Annotated in this window: 26 protein-coding genes and 1 riboswitch; of the genes, 14 read left to right on the top strand and 12 right to left on the bottom strand. The window is 65.0% G+C overall.

What is annotated here, in order from left to right; all coding sequences use genetic code 11:
• The first annotated feature begins 5 nt into the window (after positions 1-5).
• The 5 genes from J6595_RS11480 (at position 6) to J6595_RS11460 (ending at position 4,492) form a co-directional block, all read left to right on the top strand.
• A complete protein-coding gene (locus J6595_RS11480) occupies positions 6-995 on the top strand; it encodes an aldo/keto reductase (protein WP_209594688.1) in 990 nt (329 codons plus the stop codon).
• Between the two features lie 94 nt (positions 996-1,089).
• The gene (locus tag J6595_RS11475) at positions 1,090-1,554 is read left to right on the top strand and encodes a GFA family protein (RefSeq protein ID WP_245198180.1); all 465 of its coding nucleotides are present in this window, start codon (positions 1,090-1,092) and stop codon (positions 1,552-1,554) included.
• Positions 1,555-2,054: 500 nt separating this feature from the next.
• On the top strand, positions 2,055-3,212 hold the full coding sequence (gene queG, locus J6595_RS11470) for a tRNA epoxyqueuosine(34) reductase QueG (protein ID WP_209594687.1): 1,158 nt from the start codon (positions 2,055-2,057) through the stop codon (positions 3,210-3,212).
• The gene (locus J6595_RS22530) at positions 3,187-3,573 is read left to right on the top strand and encodes a hypothetical protein (protein ID WP_245198178.1); all 387 of its coding nucleotides are present in this window, start codon (positions 3,187-3,189) and stop codon (positions 3,571-3,573) included. The genes queG and J6595_RS22530 overlap by 26 nt, the downstream gene beginning before the upstream one ends.
• Positions 3,574-3,577: 4 nt before the next feature.
• Positions 3,578-4,492 carry an SDR family NAD(P)-dependent oxidoreductase gene (locus tag J6595_RS11460; RefSeq protein WP_209594686.1) on the top strand — a complete coding sequence of 305 codons (915 nt, stop codon included), beginning with the start codon at positions 3,578-3,580 and terminating at the stop codon, positions 4,490-4,492.
• 35 nt (positions 4,493-4,527) lie between these two features.
• Here the strand turns inward: J6595_RS11460 and J6595_RS11455 are convergent, their stop codons facing one another.
• The 6 genes from J6595_RS11455 to J6595_RS11430 form a co-directional block, all read right to left on the bottom strand.
• Positions 4,528-4,806 carry a DNA-binding protein gene (locus tag J6595_RS11455; protein WP_209594685.1) on the bottom strand — a complete coding sequence of 93 codons (279 nt, stop codon included), beginning with the start codon at positions 4,804-4,806 and terminating at the stop codon, positions 4,528-4,530.
• A 315-nt stretch (positions 4,807-5,121) separates the two neighbouring features.
• On the bottom strand, positions 5,122-5,598 hold the full coding sequence (locus J6595_RS11450; protein ID WP_245198176.1) for a hypothetical protein: 477 nt from the start codon (positions 5,596-5,598) through the stop codon (positions 5,122-5,124).
• A 341-nt stretch (positions 5,599-5,939) separates the two neighbouring features.
• Positions 5,940-7,160 (bottom strand): agmatinase family protein, encoded by a 1,221-nt coding sequence (locus J6595_RS11445; RefSeq protein WP_209594684.1) that lies wholly within the window; start codon positions 7,158-7,160, stop codon positions 5,940-5,942.
• Entirely contained in the window at positions 7,153-7,989 is an 837-nt protein-coding gene (locus tag J6595_RS11440) for an ABC transporter ATP-binding protein (protein ID WP_209594683.1), read from the bottom strand. The genes J6595_RS11445 and J6595_RS11440 overlap by 8 nt, the downstream gene beginning before the upstream one ends.
• Positions 7,986-8,807: an ABC transporter permease gene (locus tag J6595_RS11435; RefSeq protein WP_209594682.1), complete on the bottom strand. Its 822-nt coding sequence runs from the start codon at positions 8,805-8,807 to the stop codon at positions 7,986-7,988. The genes J6595_RS11440 and J6595_RS11435 overlap by 4 nt, the downstream gene beginning before the upstream one ends.
• A 22-nt stretch (positions 8,808-8,829) precedes the next feature.
• On the bottom strand, positions 8,830-9,897 hold the full coding sequence (locus J6595_RS11430; protein WP_425342142.1) for a putative urea ABC transporter substrate-binding protein: 1,068 nt from the start codon (positions 9,895-9,897) through the stop codon (positions 8,830-8,832).
• Between the two features lie 96 nt (positions 9,898-9,993).
• Positions 9,994-10,100, bottom strand: a riboswitch (guanidine-I (ykkC/yxkD leader).
• 314 nt (positions 10,101-10,414) lie between these two features.
• Here J6595_RS11430 and J6595_RS11425 point away from each other — a divergent pair.
• From J6595_RS11425 to J6595_RS11400, 6 genes are all read left to right on the top strand, one after another.
• Positions 10,415-11,344, top strand: coding sequence for a cell wall hydrolase (locus tag J6595_RS11425; RefSeq protein ID WP_245198174.1), 930 nt, complete (start codon positions 10,415-10,417; stop codon positions 11,342-11,344).
• A 126-nt stretch (positions 11,345-11,470) separates the two neighbouring features.
• Positions 11,471-12,949, top strand: coding sequence for an alkaline phosphatase D family protein (locus tag J6595_RS11420; protein ID WP_245198164.1), 1,479 nt, complete (start codon positions 11,471-11,473; stop codon positions 12,947-12,949).
• 194 nt (positions 12,950-13,143) lie between these two features.
• Positions 13,144-13,773: a nucleoside triphosphate hydrolase gene (locus tag J6595_RS11415; protein WP_245198162.1), complete on the top strand. Its 630-nt coding sequence runs from the start codon at positions 13,144-13,146 to the stop codon at positions 13,771-13,773.
• A gap of 120 nt (positions 13,774-13,893) precedes the next feature.
• The gene (locus tag J6595_RS11410; protein WP_209594679.1) at positions 13,894-15,561 is read left to right on the top strand and encodes an AMP-binding protein; all 1,668 of its coding nucleotides are present in this window, start codon (positions 13,894-13,896) and stop codon (positions 15,559-15,561) included.
• A gap of 107 nt (positions 15,562-15,668) precedes the next feature.
• A complete protein-coding gene (locus J6595_RS11405) occupies positions 15,669-16,466 on the top strand; it encodes an outer membrane protein (RefSeq protein ID WP_209594678.1) in 798 nt (265 codons plus the stop codon).
• Between the two features lie 371 nt (positions 16,467-16,837).
• Positions 16,838-18,103, top strand: coding sequence for a GGDEF domain-containing protein (locus J6595_RS11400; RefSeq protein ID WP_209594677.1), 1,266 nt, complete (start codon positions 16,838-16,840; stop codon positions 18,101-18,103).
• On the opposite strand, the gene J6595_RS11395 is transcribed toward J6595_RS11400, so the two are convergent.
• The 3 genes from J6595_RS11395 to J6595_RS11385 form a co-directional block, all read right to left on the bottom strand.
• Positions 18,002-18,244, bottom strand: a complete 243-nt coding sequence (locus tag J6595_RS11395; RefSeq protein WP_209594676.1) for an Lrp/AsnC family transcriptional regulator — start codon at positions 18,242-18,244, stop codon at positions 18,002-18,004. The genes J6595_RS11400 and J6595_RS11395 overlap by 102 nt on opposite strands.
• A gap of 129 nt (positions 18,245-18,373) precedes the next feature.
• On the bottom strand, positions 18,374-19,015 hold the full coding sequence (locus J6595_RS11390) for a uracil-DNA glycosylase family protein (RefSeq protein WP_209594675.1): 642 nt from the start codon (positions 19,013-19,015) through the stop codon (positions 18,374-18,376).
• A 13-nt stretch (positions 19,016-19,028) separates the two neighbouring features.
• Positions 19,029-19,640 carry a glutathione S-transferase gene (locus J6595_RS11385; RefSeq protein ID WP_209594674.1) on the bottom strand — a complete coding sequence of 204 codons (612 nt, stop codon included), beginning with the start codon at positions 19,638-19,640 and terminating at the stop codon, positions 19,029-19,031.
• A gap of 180 nt (positions 19,641-19,820) precedes the next feature.
• Here J6595_RS11385 and J6595_RS11380 point away from each other — a divergent pair, with 180 nt between their 5' ends.
• From J6595_RS11380 to J6595_RS11370, 3 genes are all read left to right on the top strand, one after another.
• The gene (locus tag J6595_RS11380) at positions 19,821-21,332 is read left to right on the top strand and encodes a sensor histidine kinase (RefSeq protein WP_209594673.1); all 1,512 of its coding nucleotides are present in this window, start codon (positions 19,821-19,823) and stop codon (positions 21,330-21,332) included.
• Positions 21,333-21,439: 107 nt separating this feature from the next.
• The gene (locus tag J6595_RS11375; protein WP_209594672.1) at positions 21,440-21,688 is read left to right on the top strand and encodes a DUF1289 domain-containing protein; all 249 of its coding nucleotides are present in this window, start codon (positions 21,440-21,442) and stop codon (positions 21,686-21,688) included.
• Positions 21,678-22,388 (top strand): retropepsin-like aspartic protease family protein, encoded by a 711-nt coding sequence (locus tag J6595_RS11370; RefSeq protein ID WP_209594671.1) that lies wholly within the window; start codon positions 21,678-21,680, stop codon positions 22,386-22,388. The genes J6595_RS11375 and J6595_RS11370 overlap by 11 nt, the downstream gene beginning before the upstream one ends.
• A gap of 48 nt (positions 22,389-22,436) precedes the next feature.
• Here J6595_RS11370 and J6595_RS11365 read toward each other — a convergent pair whose 3' ends face one another.
• From J6595_RS11365 to J6595_RS11355, 3 genes are all read right to left on the bottom strand, one after another.
• Positions 22,437-23,261, bottom strand: coding sequence for a sulfite exporter TauE/SafE family protein (locus J6595_RS11365; protein ID WP_209594670.1), 825 nt, complete (start codon positions 23,259-23,261; stop codon positions 22,437-22,439).
• A gap of 92 nt (positions 23,262-23,353) precedes the next feature.
• Positions 23,354-24,847, bottom strand: coding sequence for an ATP-binding protein (locus J6595_RS11360; protein ID WP_245198160.1), 1,494 nt, complete (start codon positions 24,845-24,847; stop codon positions 23,354-23,356).
• 149 nt (positions 24,848-24,996) lie between these two features.
• On the bottom strand, positions 24,997-26,421 hold the full coding sequence (locus tag J6595_RS11355) for a dihydrolipoyl dehydrogenase family protein (RefSeq protein ID WP_209594669.1): 1,425 nt from the start codon (positions 26,419-26,421) through the stop codon (positions 24,997-24,999).
• Positions 26,422-26,432 lie beyond the last annotated feature (11 nt).

Below are 26,432 nucleotides of genomic sequence, written 5' to 3'. Positions count from 1 at the left end.
GCACGATGCATCAGCGCAAGCTTGGAAACGATTTGACCGTGTCGGCGATCGGCCTCGGCTGCATGGGCATGAGCCATGCCTATGGCGGCCAGGACGAGGCCGAATCGATCAAGACCCTCCACCGCGCCGTCGAAATCGGCGTCACCTTCTGGGATACGGCCGAGGTCTACGGGCCCTTCACCAACGAACGGCTCGTCGGCAAGGCGCTGAAGGGAAGGCGCGACAAGGTGACGGTCGCGACCAAGTTCGGCTTCAGGATCGGTGACGAGAAGGATGGCACCAAGAATCTCGGCGGCACCGATTCGCGGCCAGAGCACGTGAAGGAGGTCTGCGACGCCAGTCTGCAACGGCTCGGCATCGAGACGATCGACCTGTTCTACCAGCACCGGGTCGACCCGAACGTGCCGATCGAGGAGACGGTCGGGGCAATGGCCGAGCTGGTGAAGGCCGGCAAGGTGCGCGCCCTCGGGCTTTCGGAGGCCGGGCCGGAGACCATCCGCAAGGCCCACGCCACCCACCCCATCGCCGCGATCCAGAACGAATATTCGCTGTTTACCCGCGATCCGGAAGACAAGATCATCCCGCTCTGCGAGGAACTCGGCATCTCGCTCGTCCCCTATTCACCGCTCGGCCGCGGCCAGCTGACGGGCGGGCTGTCGAGCCCCGACCAGCTCGCCGAGGGCGATTTCCGCAGGAACCTGCCACGCTTTCAGGCCGATGCCATGGCCGCCAATGCGGCGCTGGTCGAGACGCTGAAGAGTCTCGCCGAGGCGAGAGGCGTGACGGCCGCGCAGCTGGCGCTGGCCTGGCTCCTGTCGCGCAAGGACTTCGTCGTTCCGATCCCCGGCGCGCGCAAGATCAGGCATCTGGAGGAGAATGCGGCCGCCGCCGACATCACGCTGAGCGAAACAGAGCAGGCCGAGATCGGCGAGAAGCTGGCGAACGTCGCCGGCGCGCGCTACCGTCCCGACCAGCTGGCGATGACCGGACGCTGAGCCGCGACTGCGCCGAATGACCCCGCCCGGCGATCCGCGGCGGAGCGAACACCGGGACGAGGGCCTGTGTCCTCGTCTCTTGAAGATGGAGCCCATGATGGTGAGAGACTGGAAACTGCCGCGCAAGGGCAGCTGCCGCTGCGGCGAACTCACCTTCGCGGTGACGGCGGAACCGGCGGTGACCGCCGCCTGCCATTGCCGCGGTTGCCAGAAGATGGCGTCGAGCGCCTATTCGCTGACCATGATGGTGCCGGAAGAGGGCTTCGGCGTCACCTCCGGCAACCCGCTTCTCGGCGGGCTGAAGGGCCCGGACGTCCAGCATTATTTCTGTCCGTCCTGCCTCACCTGGGTGTTTTCCAAGCCGCAACGCGTCAAGGGCTTCGTCAATCTTCGCTCTCCCATGCTGGACGATACGAGCGACATCGCGCCTTTCATCGAGACCTGGACGAGCACGAAGTTCGGCTTCGCCGGAACCGGCGCGCCGAGGAGCTTTCCGGAATTTCCGGGACCTGACGATTTCGGACCGCTGCTGAAGGCATTCGCCGAGTGGGAAGGCTGACGAGCGGGTCATCTGCCGTGTCGAGACGTTCGGGCAGAAGGGAGGCTCGTCACTTCGAGCCCTGTTTCCGAAGGAGAGCCGCGCGTCGGCGGACGCGACATTATCTCATTCTGATCTACCGCTTGCGAAGCGACTCTGGATTCTCGGGACGGGGCCCGAGAATGACGGCGTCTTAGGTTTTGGGGCCGTCTGTCTGCGCTGATACTCTCGGACAGCGCCTTTGTCCTGGCGAGGCTTCCTCGGTCTGAAAAAGGCTTGAGAGCCTCCGCAGCAGCGCAGAAGAAGGCCGGCCGACACCACCGCTTCGTCATTCTCGGGCCCCGTCCCGAGAATCCAGGGGCGGCGGACGAAACGTGAAATCGAAGCGCGGGCAATGTTCTTGCCGTGGACATCAGACGGCATTCTCGGGGTTTGAGACCTCGAAGGACGGCGGCGCGCACGTCGCCTCAAATGACCAAAGGCCTTGCCCACCCCCTCGCCGCCGCGCCATATCGGCCGGGATGACCGCCGACGCCCTCGCCTCGCTGAAGGATTTTCTCCGCGCCGACGCCGAAAGGCTCGGCTTTGGCGCGTTCGGCGTGGCGGGCGCATCCGGCAGCGTCCTTGCCGGCGAGCGTCTCAGTCAATTCGTCGATCAGGGCCGCCATGGCACCATGGCCTGGATGCCCGAAACTCTCGAGCGACGCCGGTCGCCGAAAGATCTGTGGCCGGGCGTGCGTTCGATCGTCGTTCTCGCCATGAATTACGGGCCGGACGAGGACCCGCTGGACATACTCTCTCGGCCGGATCGCGGGGCGATCTCGGTCTATGCCCGCCACCGGGACTATCACGACGTCATCAAGGGCAGGCTGAAGGAACTCGCCGGCCGCCTCGTCGCCCGGGCAAAGCAATCCGGTCTCGGGACGCACGACGCCAAGGTCTTCGTCGACACCGCGCCCGTCATGGAAAAGCCGCTGGGCGAACTTGCCGGCCTCGGCTGGCAGGGCAAGCACACCAATCTCCTGTCGCGCGATTTCGGCTCCTGGCTGTTTCTCGGCTCGATCTTCACGACGCTCGATCTCGAGACGGACGCGCCCGGCCAGGACCGCTGCGGCTCCTGCCGCGCCTGCCTCGAAGCCTGCCCGACAAACGCCTTTCCCGCGCCCTACCAGCTCGATGCCCGGCGCTGCATCTCCTATCTCACCATCGAGACCAAGGCCGTCATCCCGCGCGGGCTTCGCGCCGCCATGGGCAACCGCATCTATGGCTGCGACGACTGCCTTGCCGTCTGCCCGTGGAACAAGTTCGCCGAAACCGCGAGCGAGGCAAAGCTCATCGCCCGGGACGATCTCAAGGCGCCGAAACTGGAGCATCTGCTCACCCTCGACGATGCCGCCTTTCGCGCGCTGTTCTCCGGTTCGCCCATCAAGCGCATCGGCCGGGAGAAATTCGTCTCGAACTGCCTGATCGCCGCCGGCAATTCCGGGCTCGCGCAGTTTTCTGTGCAGATCACAGCGCTCTTGGGCGACCCCGCCCCGCTGGTTCGGGCCATGGCAGTCTGGGCGCTCTGCCGGCTCGATCGCACCGAGGCCTTGCGACTTCGTCCCGCCGCACTTGATAGAGAGGCTAACGAGACGGTGCGGAGCGAGTGGCATGCCCTGGAAAAAGCCCAAGAATGAGCCGCAGCCTCCGGCCGGCGCGATGAGCGCGCCCGGAACCGCGCTGTCGCGGGACGATCGCCCATCCGGAGCCGAGGCCAAGGTCCGACGCGCGCTCCTGCAGCTGCGCGATGGCGGCTTCCTGCCGACGCCCGATCACGCGGCCGGTTCCGCGGCCCTCGGCGCGGGCGCCCTCGGCGCCGGGGCAGTCGGCGCACTCGCGCTCGGGGCCTTTGCCGTCGGAGCGGTCGCGGTCGGCGCGTTTGCCATCGGCCGGCTCTCGGTCGGCCGGGCGCAGATCGGCGATGCCGAGATCAGACGCCTGCGGATCGGCCGGCTCGAAGTCGAATCCTTCGTCCCGCCCATTCGCAGGGGCGGCTGAGCCGATGCATCTTTTCGTCTTCGGCTACGGCTATTCCGCATCCCGTTTCGTCGAGAGCCTCGACAAGAGCTCGGTAACGGTCGAGGCCGTCACCGTGCGGTCCAGGGACAAGGCGTCGTCCGTCGCCGCGCATGGGCTGAAGCCGGTCGTCTTCGACGGCGAGCGTCCCGGCGACGGGATCGCCGGGGCGCTCTACCGCGCCACCCATATTCTCGTCTCGGCACCTCCCGGCCACAAGGCACCGGACGGCGCAAGGGTCGGCGGCGCCAACGCCAGGTCGGGCGATCCCGTGCTGCGCTGGTATTTCGACGAGATCGCCCATGGCAGCCCGAACCTCCAATGGATCGGCTATCTCTCCACCGTCGGCGTCTATGGCGATCATGACGGCGGCTGGGTCGACGAGGAAACCGAACTGCGGCCACAGTCCGATCGCTCCAAGGCGCGTGTCGAGGCCGAGAACGCCTGGATCGAGCTCGGCAAGACGCGGCAGGTGCCGGTCGCGATCATTCGCCTGTCAGGCATCTATGGGCCGGGCCGCAACGGCTTCGTCAATCTGCGCGAGGGCACGGCCAAGCGCCTGGTCAAGCCGGGCCAGGTGTTCAACCGGATCCATGTCGAGGACATCGCCGGCGCGACCGGCCTTCTTGCGGAAAAGCGTCTGGGCGGCATCTTCAACGTCACCGACGACGAACCCGCCCCGCCCCAGGACGTCGTGCTTCACGCCGCCGAAATGGTCGGCGCCGAACCGCCGGCCGAGACCGATTTCGCCACCGCCGACCTGTCGCCCATGGCGAGGAGCTTTTATGGCGAAAACAAGCGGGTCTCGAACAAGAAGATCAAGGAGGCGGGGTACACCTTCCGCTATCCGACCTATCGCGAGGGGTTGCAGAGCGTGAAGGGGGATTTCGGCAAGGGGTGAAGGCTTCCGAAGGTCGCTGCCCAAGTGCCATCACTTCACCCGTCGGCGTAGTTGCGCAGGATCGACTCGATAAGCGCCCGATAATGCATGCCCTGTTCTGCAGCGCGGGACTTCAGCGTCTCCAGGTCCTTTCTGGAGAGGACGAGTTCGATACGTTGATCTTGGATGTCCTGCACCGCAGTCCTCGCTGCCGCTTGCAAGGCAGAGCGATCCTCGTCGATGTTGCCAATCGCAAGCCAGTCGGCGTTTTCGCTGAGATCGTAGTCTTCCCGCTCGTCGTCGGTCAGGATTGGCTTGGGTTCGCGGCCGCTCATCTTGCGCCTCCCAGAAAATTGCGTGTGGCCCGCCGGCTTGGAAACATCGCCTTGAAGAAGACGCCTGTCTCCGTCTCTACATATGGGACGACCCAGCCATAATTGTCGATCTCGACGACGAGTTGTTTCTGATGTGGGTAACGGTCCCTATTGGGATGTCGACGCCGATGAAGCAGCCGTCCCTCTTCGAGCGCGATCAATACCTGTTCGAATCCGAGGCCGTAGCGAGCCTTCAGTGATTCATTCTTTTCCTGGCTCCAGGGAAAATCCATCAGCAACGATAAGTCGAAGTCTGCTGCCGCTCAAGCGATGTCTTCACCGCCCGCCCAGCGCTCTCGCATCCTCGAAGGCATATTGCCGCGTCCCCTTCCCGTCGAAATAGACGAAGACGAGGTGATCGCGCTTCGACACCATCTGCGCCGGCAGCGGATCGTAGCGGAAGGTCTCGCCGCCGAGATGCGGCGCCAGTGACCCGATGTCGACCCGGCGCTCCTGTGCGACGCGCAGCAGCTTCAGCTCGGTGCCGTCGGCAAGCTTCGCCTCGAAGGGAATGCCGGCAAGCCGCAGGAAGCTGGTCGGGTCGGGCGCCGACTGGAAGCCCTCGACGAAGGCCTTTTCGACGAGGTCGAGGTCCGGCTCGTGCTCGTGCGGATGGTCGTGGTCGCCGTGGTCGTGATCGCTCTTGTGCGGCACCTGCCACTGGGCCGTGCCGCGATGATTGTGGCCGTGGGCATGGCCGCTCCCCGACGAGACGTCATAGGGGTGAAAGTGATCGCTGTCGCCGCGATGCATGGGGGTGTTCTCCTGTGGGTCTTTCGCTCGAAGCACTTGATGCTGCGGGCACATTTTGGGAAGCTGCGCCTGGGCGCCCCCCTCTGTCCTGCCGGACATCTCCCCCACAAGGGGGGAGATCGGCGGCGTTGTCTGTTGCGCCTTTTTCGGCGCTGTCCACCTCGGCTTCATTCGTCGGTCGGCGCAAATGCGATCGATGACGGTCAGGCCAAAGCCAGTCCCGAGATCGATCTCCCCCCTTGTGGGGGAGATGCCGGAAGGCAGAGGGGGGTTGCCCGGCTCAGCCTCAAGAACGGCAGATGCCCCCCAGGTTGCGTTCGCCTTACCGGCAGCGCGGCCTCTCAGAAACTGACCGGCTTGTCGATGATCGCCTTGTGCTTGCCGAGCGTGCCGTGGGCGCACATCGAGCCGAGCGCTTCGACCGCCACGCGAACGCCCATCAGCGCGGTGATGTCGGAGGTGTCGTAGGGCGGCGAGACTTCCACCACTTCGAGGCCGCAGATACCCGGCGCCGAGACGAGGCCGAGGATCTTCAAAGCCTCGCGCGGCAGGAAGCCGCCCGGCTCCGGCCAGCCGGTGCCGGGCACGAAACCGCAGTCGAGACTGTCCACGTCGAAGGAGATGTAGACCGCGTCGGCGTCCTTCCAGGCCAGTTCCAGCGCGATCTCGGCGGTTTTCTCCAGACCATACTGCTCGATGTCCTCGATGGTGAGAACGTTGGTCTGCCGGCGATACGCCTCCTTGGCCCCGGGACGCGGCACCTGCCAGCCGCCGATGCCAAGCTGCACGAGATTGACCGCCGGCACGTTCGGCAGGTTCGTCGCCCAGTACCAGGGCGTCGTGTGCATGCGCTCGTCGAGATCCTTTTCCTGGATGTCGATGTGCCGGTCGAAATGGATGATGCCGATACGCTTCGAGGTGCATTCGGCGATGCCGCGCACGCATGGGAACCCGATCGAATGGTCGCCGCCGAGCATCACCGGCAGGGCGCCGGAGGAAAAGACGTGGGAGACGCCCTTGGAAATCTGGTCGAAGCTCTTCTCCAGATTGCCGGGGATGGTGAAGACGTCGCCGGCATCGCAGAGCGTCATCTGCTCTCTGAGATCGACGCCGAGTTCATAGTTGTAGGTGGTATAGAGCGCCGAGATGCGGCGGATGCCCTGCGGCCCAAAACGGGTGCCGGGCCGGTAGGTGGTGCCACTGTCGAACGGAATGCCGAGGACGGCGGCGTCGTATTTGCCAACGTCGCGGACATTCTCGACATAGGGCGCTTTCAGGAAGGTGTTGATCCCGGCGAAATGCGGCAGCTCGCCCCGGGCAAAGGTCGGGATCGACTTGTCGGTGATCGATTCGGCGCCGGGCAGACCCATGTCGAGTGCCCATTTGACCTCGCGCTTCCAACCCTCGCCGGAGAGCTTGTCCTCGGCCTCCAGCGCCTTCCAGCCGCGGGTTTCCTTGGCGTCGAAATTCGGGTGGTGGTGGCGCGACCTTTCGGCTGAAAATTGCGCGACGGCTTTGCGGCTCTGGCGGGCCGGCGGCTCGAATCGGATGTCTTTACGCATGGGGCTCGTCTCCTCGTTCGAATGGCGCGGGGAACGGCAGAGAGCGGACATCGTCCGCCGCTCCCGCCGACACCGCCGGGTCTTCTGCCGCCTCTCTCGCCGGCTGTCGCTGGCCGCGAAGCGGAATGTCATAGGTGATGGTCGCGCCGTAGGCGGCCGGGAATTGCGGATCGTGGCGGATCTTGTCGAAGACCAGAAGCCTTGTCCCCAGATGAAAGGCTTCCTGAATGTCGTGGGTGACCATGAAAACGGTCATCCCCGTCTCGCGCCACAGATCGATCAGCATCGCCTGCATGTCCTGCCGGGTGCCGGGATCGAGCGCGCCGAAGGGCTCGTCGAGCAGAAGGATGCGTGGACGCTTCAAGAGCGCCTGTCCGATGGCGAGGCGCTGCTGCATGCCGCCGGAAAGCTGGGCGGGATAGCGATCGGCCGCATGGGCAAGGCCGATCTTTTCCATCATCGCCTCGGCCCGCTCCCGCGCCGCTTTTCGCTTGACGCCGAAGAGCCGGCCGACAAAGCGCGAGCCTTCAAAGTCGTCCGGCAGCATCAGATTGCCGAGAACGGTGAGATGCGGAAACACCGAATAGCGCTGGAAGACGATGCCACGCCCCTCGTCGGGCTCGCCGGCCAGCACCTCGCCGCCGACATGGATCTCGCCGCCCGTCGCCTGCTCCTGGCCGAGCAGGATGCGCAGGAAGGTGGACTTGCCGCATCCCGACGCGCCGACGATCGTCACCAGCGAGCCTTCGTCGACGGCAAGATCCACCCGTTCGAGAATCGGCGCATCGCCGTAGCTCTTGGAGATCCGGCGCGCCTCGAGAAAGCTCATAGCGCGTCTCCCGTAAGATGCGCCCAGGGAAACACGCGGCGCGAGAACAGCGCCAGCGCCCGGTCGATCACATAGGCCAGCAGCGTGATCCAGACGACATAGGGCAGGATCACGTCCATCGCGAGATAGCGGCGCACGAGAAAGATCCGGTAGCCGAGGCCGTCGGTGGAGGCGATCGCCTCGGCGGAGATCAGGAAGATCCAGGCCGGCACGAGACCGAGGCGGATGGCGAGGATCAGTTTCGGCCAGAGCTGCGGAAAGACGACCCGTGTCGCGATCTGCCAGGTCGTCGCGCCGAGCGTCTGAGCCTTCACGATCTCCTCGCGCGGAATGTCCAGCACGCTTTGCGCCAGCGCCCGTATCATCAGGGGCGCGGTGCCGATGGCGACGAGACCGATCTTCGCCGCTTCGCCAAGGCCGAGCACGATGAACAGGATCGGCAGGATAGTGATCGGCGGAATCAGCGAGAAGGCCGCGACGAAGGGCGAGAACAGCGCCCGTCCGATCGGCAGGATGCCGATCAGCGCGCCGAAGACGATGGCAAAGGCCGCCGCGATGGCGATGCCGATGGCGAGCCGCTCGAGGCTCGCCAAGGTGTCGGACCACAGGATGAACCCGCCCGTCCGCCGGTCGGCGACGAAGGCGAGGCCGTACATCGCCTCGCCCATCGAAGTGAGCGAGGGCAGAAGCTTGTCCTGCGGGTTGTCGGCCCGGCGGATCGCACTCGCGATCATATAGGCAACGATGGCGAGCGCGAAGGGCAGCGCTCCGAGCGCCACCTGCCAAACCCGCGAAGGATGCTGGTTGATCAGCCGCACGAGCCGGCTCCCACCCGTTCGATCAAAGCGCCTTTTCGGCCGCCATCTCCATATATTCCGGGTCGTAGCGCAGCTGGACGTTGCCTTCGTCGCCGGTGGTCTTGCCGCCTGGATATTCGATGCCGACGAAATCGGCGCTCGGCGCGCCCTGGCCGAGAATGCCGTGATCGAAGAGGAAGTTGGCGACGAAGGTCATCGTCTCGGGCAGCTTGTCGGACTTGGTGAATTCGACGGCCTTCGCAGGGTCGTAGAACATCGCCGTCGTCGACAGCTGATCCTCGAAGCCTTGCAGATCGGTGCCGGACGCCTTGGCCATGGCTTCGAGAGCAGCCTTGCCCTCCGGCGTGTCGGACTGCATCAGCGTCATCATCTCATACCAGGCGCCGGTCAGCGCCTTGCCGAAATCCGGGTTGTCCTTCAGCGTCTGCGTGTTGACGACCATCAGGTCGAGGATTTCGCCGGGGATCTTGGAGGAATCGAAGACCTCGTGCGAGTCGGGCATGGCGGCGATCGTCGAGAGCAGCGGGTTCCAGGTGACGACGGCGGTGACGTCCGGCGTCTGATACGCGGCGACCATGTCCGCGTCGGAGGTGTTGACGACCGTGACGTCCTTTTCCGCCATATCGACACTCTCCAGCGCACGCGCGAGCAGGTAATGCGACACCGAGAGTTCGACGAGGTTGACCCGCTGGCCCTTGATATCCTCCAGCTTGTCCTTGCCCTTGAGGATCACCCCATCATTGCCGTTGGAATAGTCGCCGACGATGAGGGCCGTCGTGTCGACGCCGCCGCCGGCGGGGATCGACAGGGCGTCCATGTTGGTCATGGTGCAGCCGTCATACTGGCCGGCGGTGTACTGGTTGATTGATTCGACATAGTCGTTGATCTGGACGGCCTCGATCGTCAGGCCGTATTTGTCGGCCCACTTCTTCAACAGGCCGGAATCCTGCATGTAGCCCCAGGGCATCCAGCCGGCATAGATCGACCAGCAGACCGAGAAGTCCTTCTTCTCCTCGGCCTGGGCGTTGGGCACCGTCGAAAGGCAGGTGGCGGCGAGAGCGAGGGCGGCGGCGAGCATTCTCATGGGCATCGTCCTTTTCGTCGCGACGGCCGAAAGCGGCCTTGGATGGTCTCGTCGCGCAAAGAGGACCGGGAGACGGCCCGCTCCACGCGGGTCCGTGCGGCGTTCTCCCGGGATTTTGGCCCGCCGTGTCTCCCCGCAACTCACGGGGAGTGCGTCTCTCGGACCAGCACATTCCCAGATGGAATGCCGGAACCCTAGACGCACCGCACATAGCCCGAGCAATCAAGAAGCATGCCAGCTCGCCGGAGCGCGGCAAGTCCGCGGCCAAATGGGCGATCCGTCGCAATTTCCGCTTTCGTCCGGGCGAAGCTTGCCCAGAGCCTGCGCAGCGAAGATCGAAAATTATGCAGCCATATGCCGCGTCATAAGCGGCCGAAGCGCCGGCAGGGCCGCGTTTTGGGCGAACCGGCTGCGCTCTACGACGGCGACGCGCTGCGGCATCACGGCAACAGTCGCCATGCGATGCAATCTTTTGCGACAAATGTGTCGACTTGCTGCCTCAATTGGCGATCACGGCTTTGTCATGAACACGACATACCCCGTTACCAGCGGCCGTTTCGGCCTCGTCATCGCCCTTCTCCTGCCGCTGGCTGGCTGCGTCGGCGCACCCGGCGCCGACGAGGCCTTCCAGGCCGTGGCGACCAAGGATTTCGGCCCGGCGCAGGAATGCCTGGCACGGGCGATGTATTTCGAATCCAATCGCTCGAGCGAGGACGGCATGCTGGCCGTGGGCACCGTCGTGATGAACCGGGTCGATTCGCCAGCCTATCCCAACGACGTCTGCGCGGTCGTCGGCCAGCCGAACCAGTTCGCCCCCGGCGTGATGACCCGCCGCATGGAGGCCGGCAAGGAGCTGGCCATGAAGGTCGCCTATCGGGTCCTGTCCGGCGAGCGGCACAAGGCCGTCGCCCATGCCAAGTTCTTCCACACGGCGGGCATGCACTTTCCCTATCGCAACATGAGCTACCGGCTGATCGCGGGCGGCAATGCCTTTTACGAAAAGATCTCCCGCCGCCTGAATCCGGACGCCAAGATCGTCAGCCAGTCGGAGATCCGGCAGGCTCAGAATGCCGCCGGCGCGATCGATCTGATGCGCACCGCCTCGACCGCCCCCCCAAAGCCCGGCAATGCGACGTCCGCCATCGGCTATTCAGAACCGCGCGCGCAAACAGCTTCCGCCGTGCCGACGCCGATCGAGCGGCCTGCGGAGGGCGAGGCCACGGCAACCCGGCAGAAAAGCCCCTTCCTCGCCATGTTCGAGACGCGAAAGCCGGCCCGAGCCGAAGACGCGGTCCGGGGCGGGCGCGTTGCCGAGACGGCGGCCGTCAGCGACGGCCGTGCTGCTTCGACGAGCGATCTACCCGGCGTCGAAACTGCGGCCGCTTCCTCCGAAGCGAAAACCCGGAGCGAAAGCTCCAAGAATAGCGGCGAGGCCTGGCTCGCCCGCTGGTAAAAGCTTCGGCAAGCGGCCAATTCGAGCCGTGCCGCTGCAAAGCTCGCAAGGCTCCCTATATCCCGCCCGAGTTTTGAACGCCGATTTGGTAGTCGGCACGCTCTGGCGGGATCAAAGAGCAGATTGATGGCAGTCATGAATGGCGACGCGACGACGGCGCCGAGCGGGACACAGCCGGCCGTTCTGCGGACGGATCCGATTCTTTTCGCGCAAGGCGGCGACGAGGCGGGCGACCGCCTGCGGGCGATCATCGTGCGCCCTGCCGGCGAGGCCGCTCCGTCTGTCTCGACCGATGCCGGCAAGGCCGAGACCTACGAGCTCGTCAGCCTTTTCGGCCGGACCGTCCATGCCTGTGAGTTTCGTCTGCCGAGCGGCACCGGCGGCAGCTACGAAGTGGACGGAGAGCGGTTTCACGTCGCTTCGCCCGCGCACCCGGACATGCGCATCGCCTATGTCTCCTGCAATGGCCAGGAAGAAGGCGATCTCGATCGCGGTATCGAGGAGCGCGACGTGCTGTGGCAGCGCCTTGCCGACGAGAACCTGCGCGAGCCCTTTTCGCTTCTGCTCCAGGGCGGCGACCAGCTCTATGCCGACGACGTGCTGTTCTGCCATCCGGAGGTCGAACGCTGGCAGAGCCTGCCGAAGAAGGAGCGCGGCGCCGTCGCACTCACCCCGCAAATCACCGAGGCGCTGCGGCGGTTTTACTTCGACCGCTATCTGATCACCTATACCCGCCCGGCCTTTGCGAGCCTTGCAGCCCGCATTCCCTCGATCATGATGTGGGACGATCACGACATCATGGACGGCTGGGGCAGCCATCCGGCCGCAATGCTCGACAGTCCCGTCGGCCGGGCGCTGTTCACGGCGGCGCGGGAAATGTTCCTCATCTTCCAGCTCGCGGTCCAGCCGGGAAAGACGCCAGCCATCGGCCTCGACGAGACGGGGACCAATCTCGGCATCGCGGTTCGCTATCCGGGGCTGTCGATCATCGCGCCGGACCTTCGCAGCGAGCGACGGCTCGAGCGGGTGATGGGCGACGTCGGCTGGAAGGTGCTGGACCAGGCATTCGCGCAGACCCCGAAGGGCGACCGCATTCTGGTCCTGTCCAGCGTGCCGGCGCTCGGGCCGCGGCTGAGCTTCGCCGAATTCATCGCCGATCTGGTGCCCGGTTCCAGCGAATACGAGGACGACCTCCGCGACCAGTGGCAAAGCCGGACTCACCGTGACGAATGGCGCCGGTTTCTGGCGCTTCTGGCAAGCTGGGAAGAGAGCGGCAACGGCCAGCTGACGGTCGTTTCCGGGGAGATCCACCTCGCGACGCGCGGCGAGATGCGTCTTCAGGGCGGCGGCGTCCTGCATCAGCTCGTCGCGTCGGGAATTTCCCATCCAGCCCCCTCCCCCGCCTACCCCTGGGTGCTCGGTCTCTTGGCAAGGTTCGGCGAAAGCCCGCTGAAGGGTCGCAAGATACGGATCCTGCCGCTGCCGAACTACAAGACGACCTATGCCGGCGAGCGCAATTACCTCACGATCGACAGACGCAATCAGACCTGGTCGGCGGCTTGGGAACTCGAAGAGACCGGCCGCACCGACCCGGTCTCGATCTGATCGGCAGATCGGCCGTCCGGCGATGCCGGTCCGGGCATTTGGGCGAGCGCAAATCTCCACAAGTTTCATCCATCCGCCGTCCCGTGCGGCGCTGCGCGGACGTGACCGGCTTGCCGGTTTCGTCCATGATGGGCCTGATCCGTCGATGCCGCCAGCGAGCGCTCGATCACACCCGTCGGAGCGGAACCGCCCCCATGACAATCCGGCTGACACGCACAGAACTCGCCGCCCGCCTCGCCGAGACGTCTTGTGAAAGGCGTCAGATCATCGCGGTCGCCGGATCGCCGGGATCGGGCAAGAGCACGCTTTCGGACTGGCTGGTTGAGGAACTCGGCCGCTCAAAGCCGGGCGTCGCCGCGGTGCTTGCGATGGACGGTTTCCACTTCGACGACATCGTCCTCAATGCGCGGGGGCACCGGCCCCGCAAGGGCGCACCGCACACCTTCGACACCGGCGGCCTCCTGTCTGCGCTGCAACGGCTCGTCGAACGCCCCGAGAGCGAAGTCGCCGTCCCGGTCTTCGACCGGTCAATCGAAATCGCCCGCGCCGGCGCCCGGATCATCGGGCCCGATGTTCGCACCATCATCGTCGAGGGCAATTATCTGCTGCTGGACGACCCGGTCTGGGCGCCATTGCGGCAGTTCTTCGACGCGACGGCCTTCGTCGAAGTGCCGGAGGCGGTCCTGCGCGAGCGGCTGACCGCACGCTGGCTGGGCTACGGCCTGTCGGGAGAAGCGCTGGAGACAAAGCTCGAAGGCAACGACTTTCCGAACATGCGCACGGTGCTTGCAAAGAGCGTCGCACCGGACTTCGTCGTCATCTGAGACTTTGTCGCCGTTCCCCGGCAAATTCGTCCAGAACACTTGCAGCGCCGTTCACTTTTCGGCCGCCGAAAGGTCGACGTACTTGCCGGATAGGCCGGCGAGTGCTTTTTGTGCAGTGCAATGCAAACCTATCAGTCTCTCACCGCCGGCTTCGCCTGGAACCTGCCCGCCCGCTACAACATCGCCTCGGCCTGTGCCGACGCCTGGGCCTGCCGGGCACCGGAGCGGATTTGCCTGATCGAGGACCGCGGCGCCGCGGCCGCTCTGACCATGAGCTATGGCGAACTCGCCTTCGCCTCCAGAAAGCTTGCAGGCGCCATGGCCGCCCGCGGGATCGGCCGCGGCGACCGGGTGGCGATCGTCCTGCCCCAGAGCTTCGAAACGGTGATCGCCCATCTTGCGGTCTACCGGCTCGGGGCCATCGCCGTGCCGCTGGCCATGCGCTTTGGACCGGACGCGCTCGGTTTCAGGCTCGAGGCCTCGGGAGCAAGGCTGGCGGTGCTGCACCAGGAGGGACTGGCGACGTTCAATGCCGTCGGTGAATCGCTGGCCTCGCTCGAAAGCGTGATCATCGTCGGCGGGGGACCGGGCGACGGCGGGGGACCGGACGATTTCTCCCGGCTGGTCGCCGACGCGCCCGCGACGATCGGGGATGCCGACACCGGCCCTGACGATCCCGCGCTGATCATCTTCACCTCCGGGACGACCGGCGCGCCCAAGGGCGCGCTGCATGGCCACCGAGTGGTTCTCGGCCATCTGCCGGGCATCCGCTTCTCCCACGAGGATTACCCGCAGCCGGGGGACCGGATCTGGACGCCCTCCGACTGGGCCTGGGCGGGCGGTCTTCTCAACGTTCTTTTGCCCTCGTTGCAACTGGGCGTGCCCGTGGTCTTTTCGTCGGAGCGCTTCAAGCCGGACGAAGCCTATCAGCTGATGGCACGCCAGAACGTTCGCAACGCCTTCCTGCCGGCCACGGCACTTCGAATACTAGCCGCTGCGAGCGACGAAGAAGCGATCGGCGATCTGAACCTGCGGACCATCGCTTCGGCCGGCGAGAGCCTGCCGGCGGCGACCTACGACTGGGCTCGGGACACGCTCGGCCTGACCGTCAACGAGTTCTACGGCCAGACCGAATGCAACATGGTGCTGGGCTCCTCGGCCGCCCTTGGCGTCTCGCGGGGCGGCGCGATCGGCAAGGCCGTGCCCGGCCATGAGGTGGCGCTTCGCGGCGAGGACGGACGGGAAGTGGCCCGCGGCACGCCGGGCACGATCGCCATCAGGGCTCCCGACCCGGTGATGTTCCTGCAATACTGGCAGGATCCGGCTGCGACCGCCGCGAAATTCTCCGGCGACTGGCTGTTGACCGGAGACCAGGCCGTCATGGACGCAGACGGCTATGTCGCCTTTCTCGGCCGCGACGACGACATCATCACCTCGGCGGGCTATCGCATCGGCCCGGGCGAGGTGGAAAACTGCCTGATCGCCCATCCGGCGGTGAAGCTCGCCGCCGTCATCGGCAAGCCCGACCCCCTGCGCACCGAGATCGTCAAGGCCTATGTCGTCGTTAAGGACGGCGTCGAGGAAACGAAGGCGCTCGCCGCCGAAATCCAGCATTTCGTGCGAAACCGGCTGTCGGCCCATGAATATCCGCGCGAGATCGCCTTCGTTGACGACATGCCGCTGACCACCAGCGGCAAGATCATCCGCCGGGCGTTTCGCGAGCGTGCCGCTGCCGAGACGGACGGGGCTTGCGGCGCGATGCAAGGGTCGGCGCAGAGCCTTGGTTAACAAACAGGGTTAATCACGCATTAACCCTTCCCTGCGAAAGTCCCGCTCAAGGTGGCGTCGGCAGTCTGCGCCGCGTGAAGCCGATAGGGGCAGGGGACCTGAAGTCGATGAAGGTGGTATATTGGTTCGGCGCTGTCGCGTCACTCGCGGTCATTTGCGGCACGAATGCAGCCAATGCTGCGGATCTGTCGCCGATCTATGACGCGCCGCTCTATCAGGACGTGCCCGAGCTGCAGCCGGTCGAGATCGGCACCGGATGGTATCTGCGCGGCGATGCCGGCTACCAGTTCAAGAGCGACCTTCGCTCGAGCTTCGACGTCTCGACCCCGCTCGGCACGGCAAGCGCCCCGGACGATGAACTGCAACTGCAGGGCAATGCCGAGTTCAGCGTCGGCTTCGGCTACAAGTTCAACGAATTCCTCCGAGCCGACGCGACCTTCGGATACTGGAAATCGGACGTCGACAACGCCGACTTTTCCTCGGGCGACCTGTCCGTCGATACGGAGGCGAAAGCCTACGAGCTGATGGCGAACGCCTATGTGGATCTCGGCACCTATGCCGGTTTCACGCCCTATGTCGGCGCCGGCGCCGGCGGCGTGCAGGTCAGCTACGATCTGGAATGTCGCTACGGCGGAGACGACTGCGGATCGACCTTCGACAGCATGTCCATGAAAGGCGGCTCGGACTGGCGCTTTGCCTACTCCCTCATGGCCGGCGTTTCCTACGACGTCTCCCAGAACCTGAAGATCGATCTCGGCTATCGCTTCACCGATGTCGATAGCGGCAACATCGGATCGCTCACGGGCAGCGACTCCGATACCGATGACACGATCGCGGCGAGCGGTCGTGACGATGGCTTCAAGCGCCACACCATCCAGGCCGGCCTGCGCTATTCGCTCTGGTAGGCGAAGGCTCGATCACACCAATTTGAAGCTCACTGCATCCGTCTGGACGCAGAAAGGGCGCTCCTTCTCTAAAATCGCCCTATTGTCGAAATGCGGCATCGGCCTGGAGATCGATTTCGATTTCCGGGCCGATGCTGTAGAATAGGGGCTTGCCGGATCGAATATCGATCGCGAGACGATGACCGAACTTATTTCATAAGCCGGCAATATAATCGTAATGCCCGCCGAAGCACAACTTTTGCCGAGCGCGCTGGTCGATTGACCCGGGTTGCGGGAGCGCCGACCCCGAAGCGGGGGCAATTCGATCCATTTGATTAAGCCTCTGTTCAACCGCGTGGAGGCAAAGTGCAGCGCAAGGGAGCCTGCGATCCATGCAGCTGGCAGACATCGATCGACTGATTGCCGGACGTGGATACCGGTTTACCTTTCCAAGCGAGATCGAGGCCGCCTACGATGCGCATCGTGCGCGTTTCCGCCAAAGGCTGTCGAATGCCCTGCTCCTGCCGACACTCCTTTGCTACAACGTCTTTCTCTTCGTCGACTACCTGTTGTTGCCGGGGACGTTCTGGCTGAGTGCCGCGCTGCACTTTTTCGTCGTCTCGCCCCTGATCGTGTTTTCCGCTTTTGCCCTGCGCAAAGAGAACGACCCTCGAAAGCGGGACTACTACGTCGCGCTGGGGCCAATCGCGATCGTCGCGCAGATCCTCTTCATCTACGCCCTCAATCATACCAGCGAGGCGGCACAGCACTGTCAGTACCTTGCCATCGTCGTCCTGATTTTCATGAACGTGCTGCTGCGTCTCGAATACGATCAAGCGCTCGTCACCAGCTGTTTCGGCTTCGCGCTTTATGTCGGAACGCTTTTTGCGACCGGGGCCCCCCTGCCGGTTCTCACGATCGGCGTCATGGCGGCGGGCGCGGCGCTTTATCTTTCACTGTCCGCCAATCGACAGATGCAGCGCGACGCCCGCCACGGCTTCCTGCGCGCCATGCAGGACAAGCTGCGCGTCGATCAGGCCCAGACGGAGGCCGAGCTGGACGTCCTGACCGGCCTCTACAACCGTCGCCGCCTCGATGCGGTGTTTGGCGATCTGGAGGCCACGACCTCGCATCTGCCGGTCGCGGTCCTGATGGTCGATGTCGATCACTTCAAGCGCTTCAATGACGAGAATGGTCATCTTGCGGGCGATGCCTGTCTGAAGCGTGTGGCGAACGCCCTGCTCGGAAAGGTTCGAAAGGATCAGGATCTCGTGGTTCGATTCGGCGGCGAGGAATTCCTGGTTTTTCTGGTGAACATGCTGCCCGAGAACGCGCTGATGATCGGCGAAGAGCTGCGTGCCGAGATCGAGGCCCTCAGGATCTTCCACGCCGACGGCAAGACACCGATCACCGTCAGCATCGGCGTAATGAGCGACAGGATTTCCCGCGGCGCCCAGGAAAGCCTCATTGCCGGCGCCGACGCGGCGCTTTATTCCGCCAAACAGGCGGGGCGAAACCAGATCTGGCCGCCCTGTGCGGAGCGCCGCTCCGACGAACTAGCCGAAGGCCTTGAAAGCGACGAGCGTGAAGGTGTCCGAGACGCCATCAAGAACCTGCAGGCGCTCGGTGACAAAATGGCCAATGTCGCGGTCGTCTGACAGATAGAACTTGGCGATGAGGTCGTAATGTCCGGAGGTGGAAAACACCTCCGATATCTCCTCGACCTCAAGAACCAGCGCGTCGGCCACCTTGTAGGCCATGCCCGCCTGGCATTTGAACTGCACGAAAATCGTCTGCATCTGTTGCTCCTGCCGTCCCGACCGGCTGTTTCGTCCGGCCGATTGATGACCATGGTCGAGCCTCGCCGGCAAGCCGTCAAGCTGTCCCTCCCGCCGGATCTTGGTCGATCCCGCTTTGCCTGCCCCTCATCAGATCAGCGCGGCGACCCTTCTTTGCAGTTCCGGCAGGAGTTCGGCAGCAAACCAGCCATGGCGCTTCAGCCAGGCATTGTTGCGCCAGGACGGATGCGGCAGGGGCAGGACCGGCGCGAAGCGGCCGCCGCTGTCGAGAACGGAGCGCCAGTCGGCGACCGTCTCCGTCAGTGACTGCCTTCCCGCCCCCTCGATATGGAAGCGCTGGGCATAAAGCCCGATCGCCAGCACCAGCTCGACCTGGGGCATGGCCGCCATCACGCGCGAGTGCCAGGTGGCGCGGCATTCCCTTCGCGGCGGCAGGTCGCCGCCCTTGTCGTCATAGCCGGGAAAGCAGAAGCCCATCGGCACAATGGCGATGCGGGCCGCGTCGTAGAAAATCTCGGGCCCGATCCCCATCCAGTCGCGCAGCCGCACGCCCGAAGGGTCGTTGAAGGGCTTCGTCGACTTGTCGGCGAGATTGCCCGGCGCCTGCCCGGCGACGACGATCCGCGCGGTTTGCGAAAGCGCCAGCACCGGGTTCGGCTCGATCGGCAACGGCCTGCCGATCGGAGCCTCACGGCAGATGCGGCAGGCGCGGATCGTCCGGTAAAGGGCGAGCGGGCTTTCCGGTTCGCTGCCGCCACTTGCTTCATACAATTGCGACAAGCTTTCAGGCTTTCATGCTCGGCCGTGCCGCGACCTCGTCGTACCAGCGCGCGACATGGGCGAGTTGCGCCGGCAGCTCGATCTTCGCGGGTTTCATGAAGTCGATGGCGGCGACGCCCGTGATGTCGGCGACCGAGAATTCTTCGCCGGCCGCATATCGATGATCGGCGAGATGGTCGTCGAAGAACCGAAGGAATTCGGCCGCCTTTTCACGATTCGCCTCGCCCCAGGCGGCGATCTGCGGCACCTCCCAGTCGGCCATGGCCGGATGGGTGTGGCGGAAGGCGGCGGCGACCGAGGCGAGGAGGCCGAGTTCGATCCGCCGGTTCCACATCTCGACGCGAGCGATCTCCAGCGGCGTTTCGCCAAAGAGCGCCGGCTTTGGATGAAGCGCCTCCAGATAGCGGCAGATGGCGATCGATTCGGTCAGGATCGTCCCGTCGGCCAGTTCGAGCACCGGCAGGCGCCTCAGCGGATTACGGCTGGCGATCGCATCGGAACGATGTTCGAGCCTCGTCATATCGACGGGCTCGAGCGCAACGTCGATCCCCTTTTCGGCAATGAAGATCCGTGTGCGGCGCGGATTGGGCGCGCGGCCTCCGTCGAACAGGCGCATGGTGCTTCCTCCCTGGCTGATGACCGCCCTTCCCCCCTGTCTGCAGGCGGTTCGCCGCCCTTGGCCGGGCGACGGCGGATTTTTTCGCGAATTTCCGGTTCTTTAAGGCATTTTTTTAAGGTTGAGGAAACAGACTGCGGCTGGACCGAAACTCGAGCGCAGGCTCCCGATCGTCTCTTCATGTCCTTAGCTGCACCACCCACCTTCAGTCGCGGCTCCGTCCGTCCAGCCGCGCCGAATGGCGAAATCAGGCGAACGCTGCGTGCCGCCCGTGACAGGCTGGCAACGCGGGGCGAGACGGCGCCGCATTTTTCTCGTGAACTGCTCGCCCAGCATGCCGCTTCGCTCAAGGCCGCAGCCTTCATCCTACCCCTGCCGGTAATGGCCACTGGCTTCGGCCTGTCCGTCTATGTCGGCCCTGTCCCTGCAGCATTGTGGACCATCGTCGCTCTCGGGTGCTATCTCGCCCTCGTCGCGACGGCACGCAAATTCGGCAGCGAACCGCTCTCCGCCGAGGCGGTAGCACGCTGGCGGAGCCTTTTCCTGACAGGCCACGCCATGACCGGGCTATGCTGGGCCTATCTCGCCGCCCTCGACGCGGGCAGCGTCTCAGGGCCGGCCTTCGATACGTTCCGCTTCGCCGTTCTCTTCGTCGTCCTCGCCCAGATGGCGATGATCTCCTTCACGCTGAAAGCGGTCGTCCCGGCGACCTTCGCGCTGGCTGCCGTCTTCCTGTGCCTCGGCGCTCTCGCGCGCCCCAATCCCTCCCACATCGCGATGACGGCAATCCTCGTCGCCGCCATCGCCTTCTTTTCCCTGGTCAGCGAGATCCTTCGCCGCTCGGCGCTGCGCGGCTATGTGCACCAGGCCGAAAAGGACGAGCTGATCGCCGAGCTCGAGACGGCGCGGGTGATGTCGGACGAAGCCCGCCGACGGGCGGAGGAGGCCAATCTCGCCAAGTCCCGCTTCCTCGCCACCATGAGCCATGAGCTGCGGACCCCGCTGAACGCGATCCTCGGATTTTCCGAGGTGATGGCAGGTGAGATGCTCGGGCCGCTGGGTTCGGACACCTATCGCTCCTACGTCCAGGACATTCATGCGTCCGGCCAGCACCTGCTCGGGCTGATCAACGAAATTCTCGATCTCTCACGCATCGAGGCGGGCCGCTTCAACCTCAATGAGGAAGCCGTCGAACTCGTGAGCATTGCCGAGGAATGCCTCGGGGTGGTGCGCATCCGGGCCGAAGCCAAGGGTCTGCACGTCTCGGGCGAGTTCGAAACGGATCTGCCGGCCCTGTGGGCGGACGAGCGCGCGATCCGCCAGATCATTCTCAATCTCTTGTCCAACGCGGTGAAGTTCACGCCGCGCGGCGGCACCATCGTCGTCTCGGTCGGCTGGACCGCCGGGGCGGGCCAGTATGTCTCGGTCAGGGACGACGGTCCGGGCATCCCCGAGGCGGAGATTCCGATCGTCCTGTCGACCTTCGGCCAGGGTTCGGTGGCGATGAAGAGCGCCGAGCAGGGTACCGGCCTCGGCCTGCCCATCGTTCAGGCGCTGGTGAAGCTTCACAACGGCAAGTTCGAGCTCGTCTCCAGGCTGCGCGAGGGCACGCAGGCCATCGCCATCTTCCCCCAGTCGCGCGTTCTGGAAGTGATGCCGGCGCTGGACGATCCGAGCTGGAGCGGCGAGTGAGTCCCCAAAGCCCTGTCCTGCGATCGCTCCGGCCGGTTGCGGACGGCCGTCTCACAAGCCATATCCACCCCAGGCAAAACCACCGCGAGCACAAACCCAAGGTCTTCATGGCGATCGAGAGCCCCTGCACCCGCGTCTGCACGATCGATCCCTCGACGGGACTTTGCCTTGGTTGCGCGCGCTCGCTCGAGGAGATCGGTGGCTGGGCCGGGTTTTCCGCCGCCACCCGGCAAAGGATCATGGCAGAGCTCGGCCAGCGCATGACCGCATTGACCGAAACCGCAAGACAAAAGCCGCCCGCCGCTGCCGGCAAGGAGAGACGGTCGGAGACTGTCGTCGCGTCCGATGCGTCGTGACATCATCCTGTATTTCGTCCTCGGCGCGATCGCTCTGACGCTCGCCCTTCTCTTCCTCGACCAGGATGGCCGCGTCTTCGGCATGGACGAAGACAGCTTCGCGCGCTTGGCCGAGCTTGCCATTCTGGGCATCGGGATCGGCGCGGTGGTCGTGATGTCCATGCGATTTCGCCTCGGGCAGATGTTCAGCAGCATCCTGATCTGGACGCTCGCCTTCGCGGTGCTGATTGGCCTTTACGCCTTCCAGCCGGAATTCTCCGCCCTCAAGAATCGTGTCTTCGCGGTGCTCATGCCCGGCAGCGTCGTGCCGATCGGCGAAGACGACGGGCGCCAGCGTTTCATGGCGACGAGAGCCAGCGACGGACACTTCTATCTCCAAGGTGAGATCGACGGCGAAGCCACCACCTTCATCGTCGATACCGGCGCTTCCGTCGTGGCGATGGATAGCGACATGGCACGATCGCTCGGCATCGACATGTCGCGGCTGCATTTCACCAATCAGGTGATGACGGCCAATGGCATCGCCAGGGCAGCGCCGATCCGGCTCGACGAGATCACCATCGGCGGGATCACCCGCCATGGCGTTCCCGCGGCGGTCACCGAGGGTTCGGGCCTCGATGCCGTCCTTCTCGGCATGAGCTTCCTCGGGACGCTCACATCCTATGACTTTCGCGGAGACCGGCTGGTCCTGACCGAGTGAGGCAAAGCCCGCTTCGCACACATGCCGTGCCGGTCGAAGAGGCAAGGATCACACGAGGCTCCAGGCAAAACGCGCGGCGACGATCAGGAGGAAGGATCCGAAGCCGAGCTCCAGTTGCCGGCGCGAGAGGCGATGGGCGAGCGTCGCACCGAGCGGGACGGCCAGGATCGAGGCCGGCGCGACGATGGCGACCGCGAACAGATTAACGAAACCGAGACTGAAGGCCGGCAGCGCCGTATCCCCCCACCCGCCGACGACATAGGCGACGAGCCCGGGCACCGCGATCAGCGCGCCGACGCCAGCGCTGGTCGCCACCGCCTGATGGATGGGCCGGCCGTAAAGCGTCATGAAGGTGTTGTTGAGAACGCCGCCGCCGATCCCCATCAGGGCCGACAGAAGGCCTATGACGAAACCGGCCGCCGGCCGGGCGAGGCCAGTCGGCAGATCTGCGCCGAGCTGGATGGACAGGCGTCCGATCAGCATCTTCACGCCGAGAGCGAAGGCGAGCACGGCGAAGATCGCTCTGAGCTCCGTGGAACTCGCGATCGAGGCGAGCAAGGCTCCCGCGACGGCCCCGAGCGGAATCGCGACGATCCAGTGCCTCAGAAGCGCCATGTCGACCGCGCCCCGCTTGAGATGGGAGTTCAGCGAGCGCAGCGAGGTCGGCACGATGATGGCGATCGACGATCCGACGGCGAGATGCATCGTGACGAGATGGCTGATCCCCAGCGTCTCGAACGTCTGGTAGAGCACCGGCACGAAAATCGCGCCCCCGCCGATGCCGAAAAGCCCCGCCAGGAACCCCGCGGCGGCGGCGGCGGCGAGCAGTGTCAGGACGAGGGGGAGAAGGCTGACGCCGTCGAGAAGTGCCATCGCCGCCGTCTACAGCATCGGCTGGGGAATCGAAATCGATTTTCGTAAGGCCGCCAATCTGTCTTCACGACTGCGGTGCGGCCCCGGCTCGATCATGCCCGCACTGCGGCCAGCTCGGTGCGCGCAGCCTTCGCAGGCAGGCGGATCTCGAACCGCGTGCCCGGTTGATCGAGGGCGGAAAGCCTGATGTCGCCGCCATGGGCTTCGACGATCTCTGCGGCGATCGGCAAGCCGAGGCCGGTTCCCCCGGAGCGGGCCGAACCGCGAAACGCCTTGAACAGATTCTCCCTGGCGACCTCCGGCAGGCCCGGGCCGGTGTCTTCGACGAAGATCATCAGGCCGCCCCAGCCGCCCCGCTCCGCCTCCAGAAGTTCCGCGCCGACGCGGATCTGGCGGACAACGACCTCGGGATCGTCGAGCCGGCCGGACAGGGCCTCGACGGCATTGCGGCAGAGATTGAGGATGACACGGTGAAACTGGTCCGGATCGACCATGGCAAGAAGGTTCGTCGGCACGGCATTGACGAGTTCGATCTGCGATTTCGCGTCGAGGGCGAGGGTTTCGTAGACATCATCGACGAGAAGCCTCAGCCGCACCTCGCGGCGCACCGGCGCGCTCTCGACCGCCCTGCCATAGGCGAGAACGGACTTGGTGTAGTGCAGCGCCCGGTCGAGGCTTCGCAGAAGCAGCGGCGCGAAGCGCTGGACGGTCGGATCCTCGAGCGTCGCGAGGCGGTCGGAGATCATCTGGCTGGAAGCGAGAATGTTGCGCAGATCGTGATTGATCTTGGAGACGGCAAGGCCGAGATCGGCGAGATGGCGCTGCTCGCGCAGTGTCTCGTTCAGGCGCTTTTGCATCGCCGCAAGCTCGATCTGCGCGATGCCGATCTCGTCGCGGCGGCGGCTCGGCCGGATGATCCGGTCGGGATCGGTCGGATTGGCGCCGAAGCTGACCATCGACTGCGTCATCCGCAGGATCGGCTGCACGAGATAGCGGCTGATCGCGGTGTAGACCAGCAGCGCGGCGAACATCGCGATCGACAGCGACAACAGGAACACGTTGCGCGAATAGACCAGCATCGCCTTGCGCAGCGGCTGCTCCGACATCACCACCTCGGCCCGGACGGAGCCGTCGCCGACGGGCCCCTGCACCCGCATGATCCGATCCCCGCCGGCGAGCAGCGTGTCGAAGGCGCCGAGGATCATCGCGACCATCGATTCGTCGGCGAGATTGATCTGGACATCGGGAACGCCGACCGTTTCGGCCCGGGCAAGAAGGCGCGAGGCGTCCTTGTCGTTGATCGCGATCAGCTCGGCGTCGAGAGCCTTGAGAAGAGCCGTTTCCTGGTTCGGTCCGAGTTCCGAGCCGGAGCCGATGTCGGCCTCCTCCGAGGCGAGCCCCGCAACGGCCACCGTCTCGGTCTTGGCGGTCAGCCAATCCTGACGGAACTTCGAGATCGACGGGACGAAGATCAGAACTTCGGCGAGCATCACGGCAAGCGCGGTGATCGCGAGAATCCGAGCCGACAGCCGCCGCCGCAGCTTCGGCACCGGCTGGTCGTCAGTGGCGACCGCCTTCGATCTCAAGGGATCGTCCAACTATGTCCCCGCTCTAGTCGCGCCGCCGCCTGGCAGCTCCTCGACATGCAAACCGCGCCCTTCCCTGCGAAGCTCCACGTCAAATCGGCTCCGGCCCCCCAGCCCTCGCCGAATCCGCATCAAACCGTCGGGCCCCTTCATCCGAACCGGGAGAGCAATCTCACCGCGCCGCGCACCAGGGCCTTCTTGGTGTAGGGACGATAGTAGACCGTCGCCGCGCGTTTTCCAATTTCCGAAAGGGTCGGATAGGGCGAAATGAAGTCCCTGAGGTCGGCGACCGTCATCGCCTTGCCGACGGCGAGCGAGAGCATGTTGGTGATCTCGCCGGCTGACAGGCCGACGACGCCGGCACCGATGATTTTTCCCTTCGCTCCAAGCACCAGCTTGATCTGCCCGCCGGTGCGCCGTTCCGCCTGGGCCCTGTCGTTCTCGCCATAGGGCCAGCTGACCACGTCCTTCAGAAGGCCGGAGGCTTTCGCCTCCGCCTCCGTCGGGCCGACCTGCCCGAGTTCGGGATCGGTGAAGGTAACATGCGGCAAATGGTCGCGACGTTCGCGCACCGGCAGGCGAAACAGGATCGGACGCAGCACGAGGCCCGCCTGATAGTTGGCGACATGGGTGAATTGCGGACCGCCGGAGATGTCGCCGACGGCATAGACCCGGCGATTGGTCGTCCTGAGATCATGGCGGACGGTAATGCCCTTGGCGGTGTAGTCGATGCCGGCCGCATCGAGGCCGAGGCCGTCGACATTCGCAGCCCGTCCGACCGCGATCAGAAGATGGCTCGCCTCGATCGTCTCGCGTCCCCCGTCCGTCTCGAAAGTGATCGACGGCCCCGCCTCGCCCTTGGCGACAGCCAAGACCTTGGCGAAATCGCGAACAACGACACCCTCCTCACGCAGCCTTTCGATGACCGGAGCTGCAAGTTCGGGATCGTCGCGGCCGAGACATGTCCCGCCCTCGAGGACGGTCACCTTCGAGCCGAGCCGCCGATGAGCCTGGGCCATTTCCATCCCGATCGGCCCGCCGCCGACGATGACGAGATGATCCGGCCGCTCATAGAGGTCGAAAATCGTCTCATTGGTGAAGAAGGGCGTCTCGGCGAGGCCCTCGATCGGCGGCACCAGCGGCGAGGAACCGGTGGCCACGACGAAGCGCCGCGCCTGGACGAGCTGCCCCCCTGCGGAGACGGTTTTCTCGTCGACGAAGCTCGCATCCGCCTGGAGCACCGTGACGCCGAGGCTTTCGAAGCGCTCGACCGAATCGTTCGGGGCGATCGCCGCGATGACGCCGCGCACATGGTCCTTGACGGCGGCAAAATCGATACGCGGCTCCCCGGCGAAGATGCCGAAGCGCTCGGCTTCGCGGATGGCCGCCGCATGCTTGCCGGCGGCCAGCAGCGCCTTGGAGGGCACGCAGCCATAGTTCAGGCAATCGCCGCCCATCTTGCCGCGCTCGACGAGGACGACATCGACGCCGAAGGCAGCAGCCGCAGCCGCCGTCGTCAGCCCGCCGGACCCGCCGCCGATGACGCAGAGATCCGGCTTCAGAATGGGCGCCATCGCCTTCGATC

The sequence above is a fragment of the Jiella mangrovi genome, assembly GCF_017815135.1.
GTDB classification, from domain to species: Bacteria; Pseudomonadota; Alphaproteobacteria; order Rhizobiales; family Rhizobiaceae; genus Jiella; species Jiella mangrovi.
This window is presented reverse-complemented; position numbering and strand designations above follow the sequence as displayed.

What these genes read in the sequence shown, in the direction of transcription:
- J6595_RS11430 (WP_425342142.1), bottom strand. Translation starts at nt 9,897, where the DNA reads ATGCCCATGAGAATGCTCGCCGCCGCCCTCGCTCTCGCCGCCACCTGC.
- J6595_RS11445 (WP_209594684.1), bottom strand. Translation starts at nt 7,160, where the DNA reads ATGCGTAAAGACATCCGATTCGAGCCGCCGGCCCGCCAGAGCCGCAAA.
- J6595_RS11385 (WP_209594674.1), bottom strand. Translation starts at nt 19,640, where the DNA reads ATGCGCCTGTTCGACGGAGGCCGCGCGCCCAATCCGCGCCGCACACGG.
- queG (WP_209594687.1), top strand. Translation starts at nt 2,055, where the DNA reads ATGACCGCCGACGCCCTCGCCTCGCTGAAGGATTTTCTCCGCGCCGAC.
- J6595_RS11455 (WP_209594685.1), bottom strand. Translation starts at nt 4,806, where the DNA reads ATGAGCGGCCGCGAACCCAAGCCAATCCTGACCGACGACGAGCGGGAA.
- J6595_RS11355 (WP_209594669.1), bottom strand. Translation starts at nt 26,421, where the DNA reads ATGGCGCCCATTCTGAAGCCGGATCTCTGCGTCATCGGCGGCGGGTCC.
- J6595_RS11380 (WP_209594673.1), top strand. Translation starts at nt 19,821, where the DNA reads ATGTCCTTAGCTGCACCACCCACCTTCAGTCGCGGCTCCGTCCGTCCA.
- J6595_RS11440 (WP_209594683.1), bottom strand. Translation starts at nt 7,989, where the DNA reads ATGAGCTTTCTCGAGGCGCGCCGGATCTCCAAGAGCTACGGCGATGCG.
- J6595_RS11365 (WP_209594670.1), bottom strand. Translation starts at nt 23,261, where the DNA reads ATGGCACTTCTCGACGGCGTCAGCCTTCTCCCCCTCGTCCTGACACTG.
- J6595_RS22530 (WP_245198178.1), top strand. Translation starts at nt 3,187, where the DNA reads ATGCCCTGGAAAAAGCCCAAGAATGAGCCGCAGCCTCCGGCCGGCGCG.
- J6595_RS11460 (WP_209594686.1), top strand. Translation starts at nt 3,578, where the DNA reads ATGCATCTTTTCGTCTTCGGCTACGGCTATTCCGCATCCCGTTTCGTC.
- J6595_RS11400 (WP_209594677.1), top strand. Translation starts at nt 16,838, where the DNA reads ATGCAGCTGGCAGACATCGATCGACTGATTGCCGGACGTGGATACCGG.
- J6595_RS11450 (WP_245198176.1), bottom strand. Translation starts at nt 5,598, where the DNA reads ATGCATCGCGGCGACAGCGATCACTTTCACCCCTATGACGTCTCGTCG.
- J6595_RS11395 (WP_209594676.1), bottom strand. Translation starts at nt 18,244, where the DNA reads ATGCAGACGATTTTCGTGCAGTTCAAATGCCAGGCGGGCATGGCCTAC.
- J6595_RS11370 (WP_209594671.1), top strand. Translation starts at nt 21,678, where the DNA reads ATGCGTCGTGACATCATCCTGTATTTCGTCCTCGGCGCGATCGCTCTG.
- J6595_RS11475 (WP_245198180.1), top strand. Translation starts at nt 1,090, where the DNA reads ATGATGGTGAGAGACTGGAAACTGCCGCGCAAGGGCAGCTGCCGCTGC.
- J6595_RS11480 (WP_209594688.1), top strand. Translation starts at nt 6, where the DNA reads ATGCATCAGCGCAAGCTTGGAAACGATTTGACCGTGTCGGCGATCGGC.
- J6595_RS11425 (WP_245198174.1), top strand. Translation starts at nt 10,415, where the DNA reads ATGAACACGACATACCCCGTTACCAGCGGCCGTTTCGGCCTCGTCATC.
- J6595_RS11410 (WP_209594679.1), top strand. Translation starts at nt 13,894, where the DNA reads ATGCAAACCTATCAGTCTCTCACCGCCGGCTTCGCCTGGAACCTGCCC.
- J6595_RS11405 (WP_209594678.1), top strand. Translation starts at nt 15,669, where the DNA reads ATGAAGGTGGTATATTGGTTCGGCGCTGTCGCGTCACTCGCGGTCATT.
- J6595_RS11415 (WP_245198162.1), top strand. Translation starts at nt 13,144, where the DNA reads ATGACAATCCGGCTGACACGCACAGAACTCGCCGCCCGCCTCGCCGAG.
- J6595_RS11375 (WP_209594672.1), top strand. Translation starts at nt 21,440, where the DNA reads ATGGCGATCGAGAGCCCCTGCACCCGCGTCTGCACGATCGATCCCTCG.
- J6595_RS11420 (WP_245198164.1), top strand. Translation starts at nt 11,471, where the DNA reads ATGGCAGTCATGAATGGCGACGCGACGACGGCGCCGAGCGGGACACAG.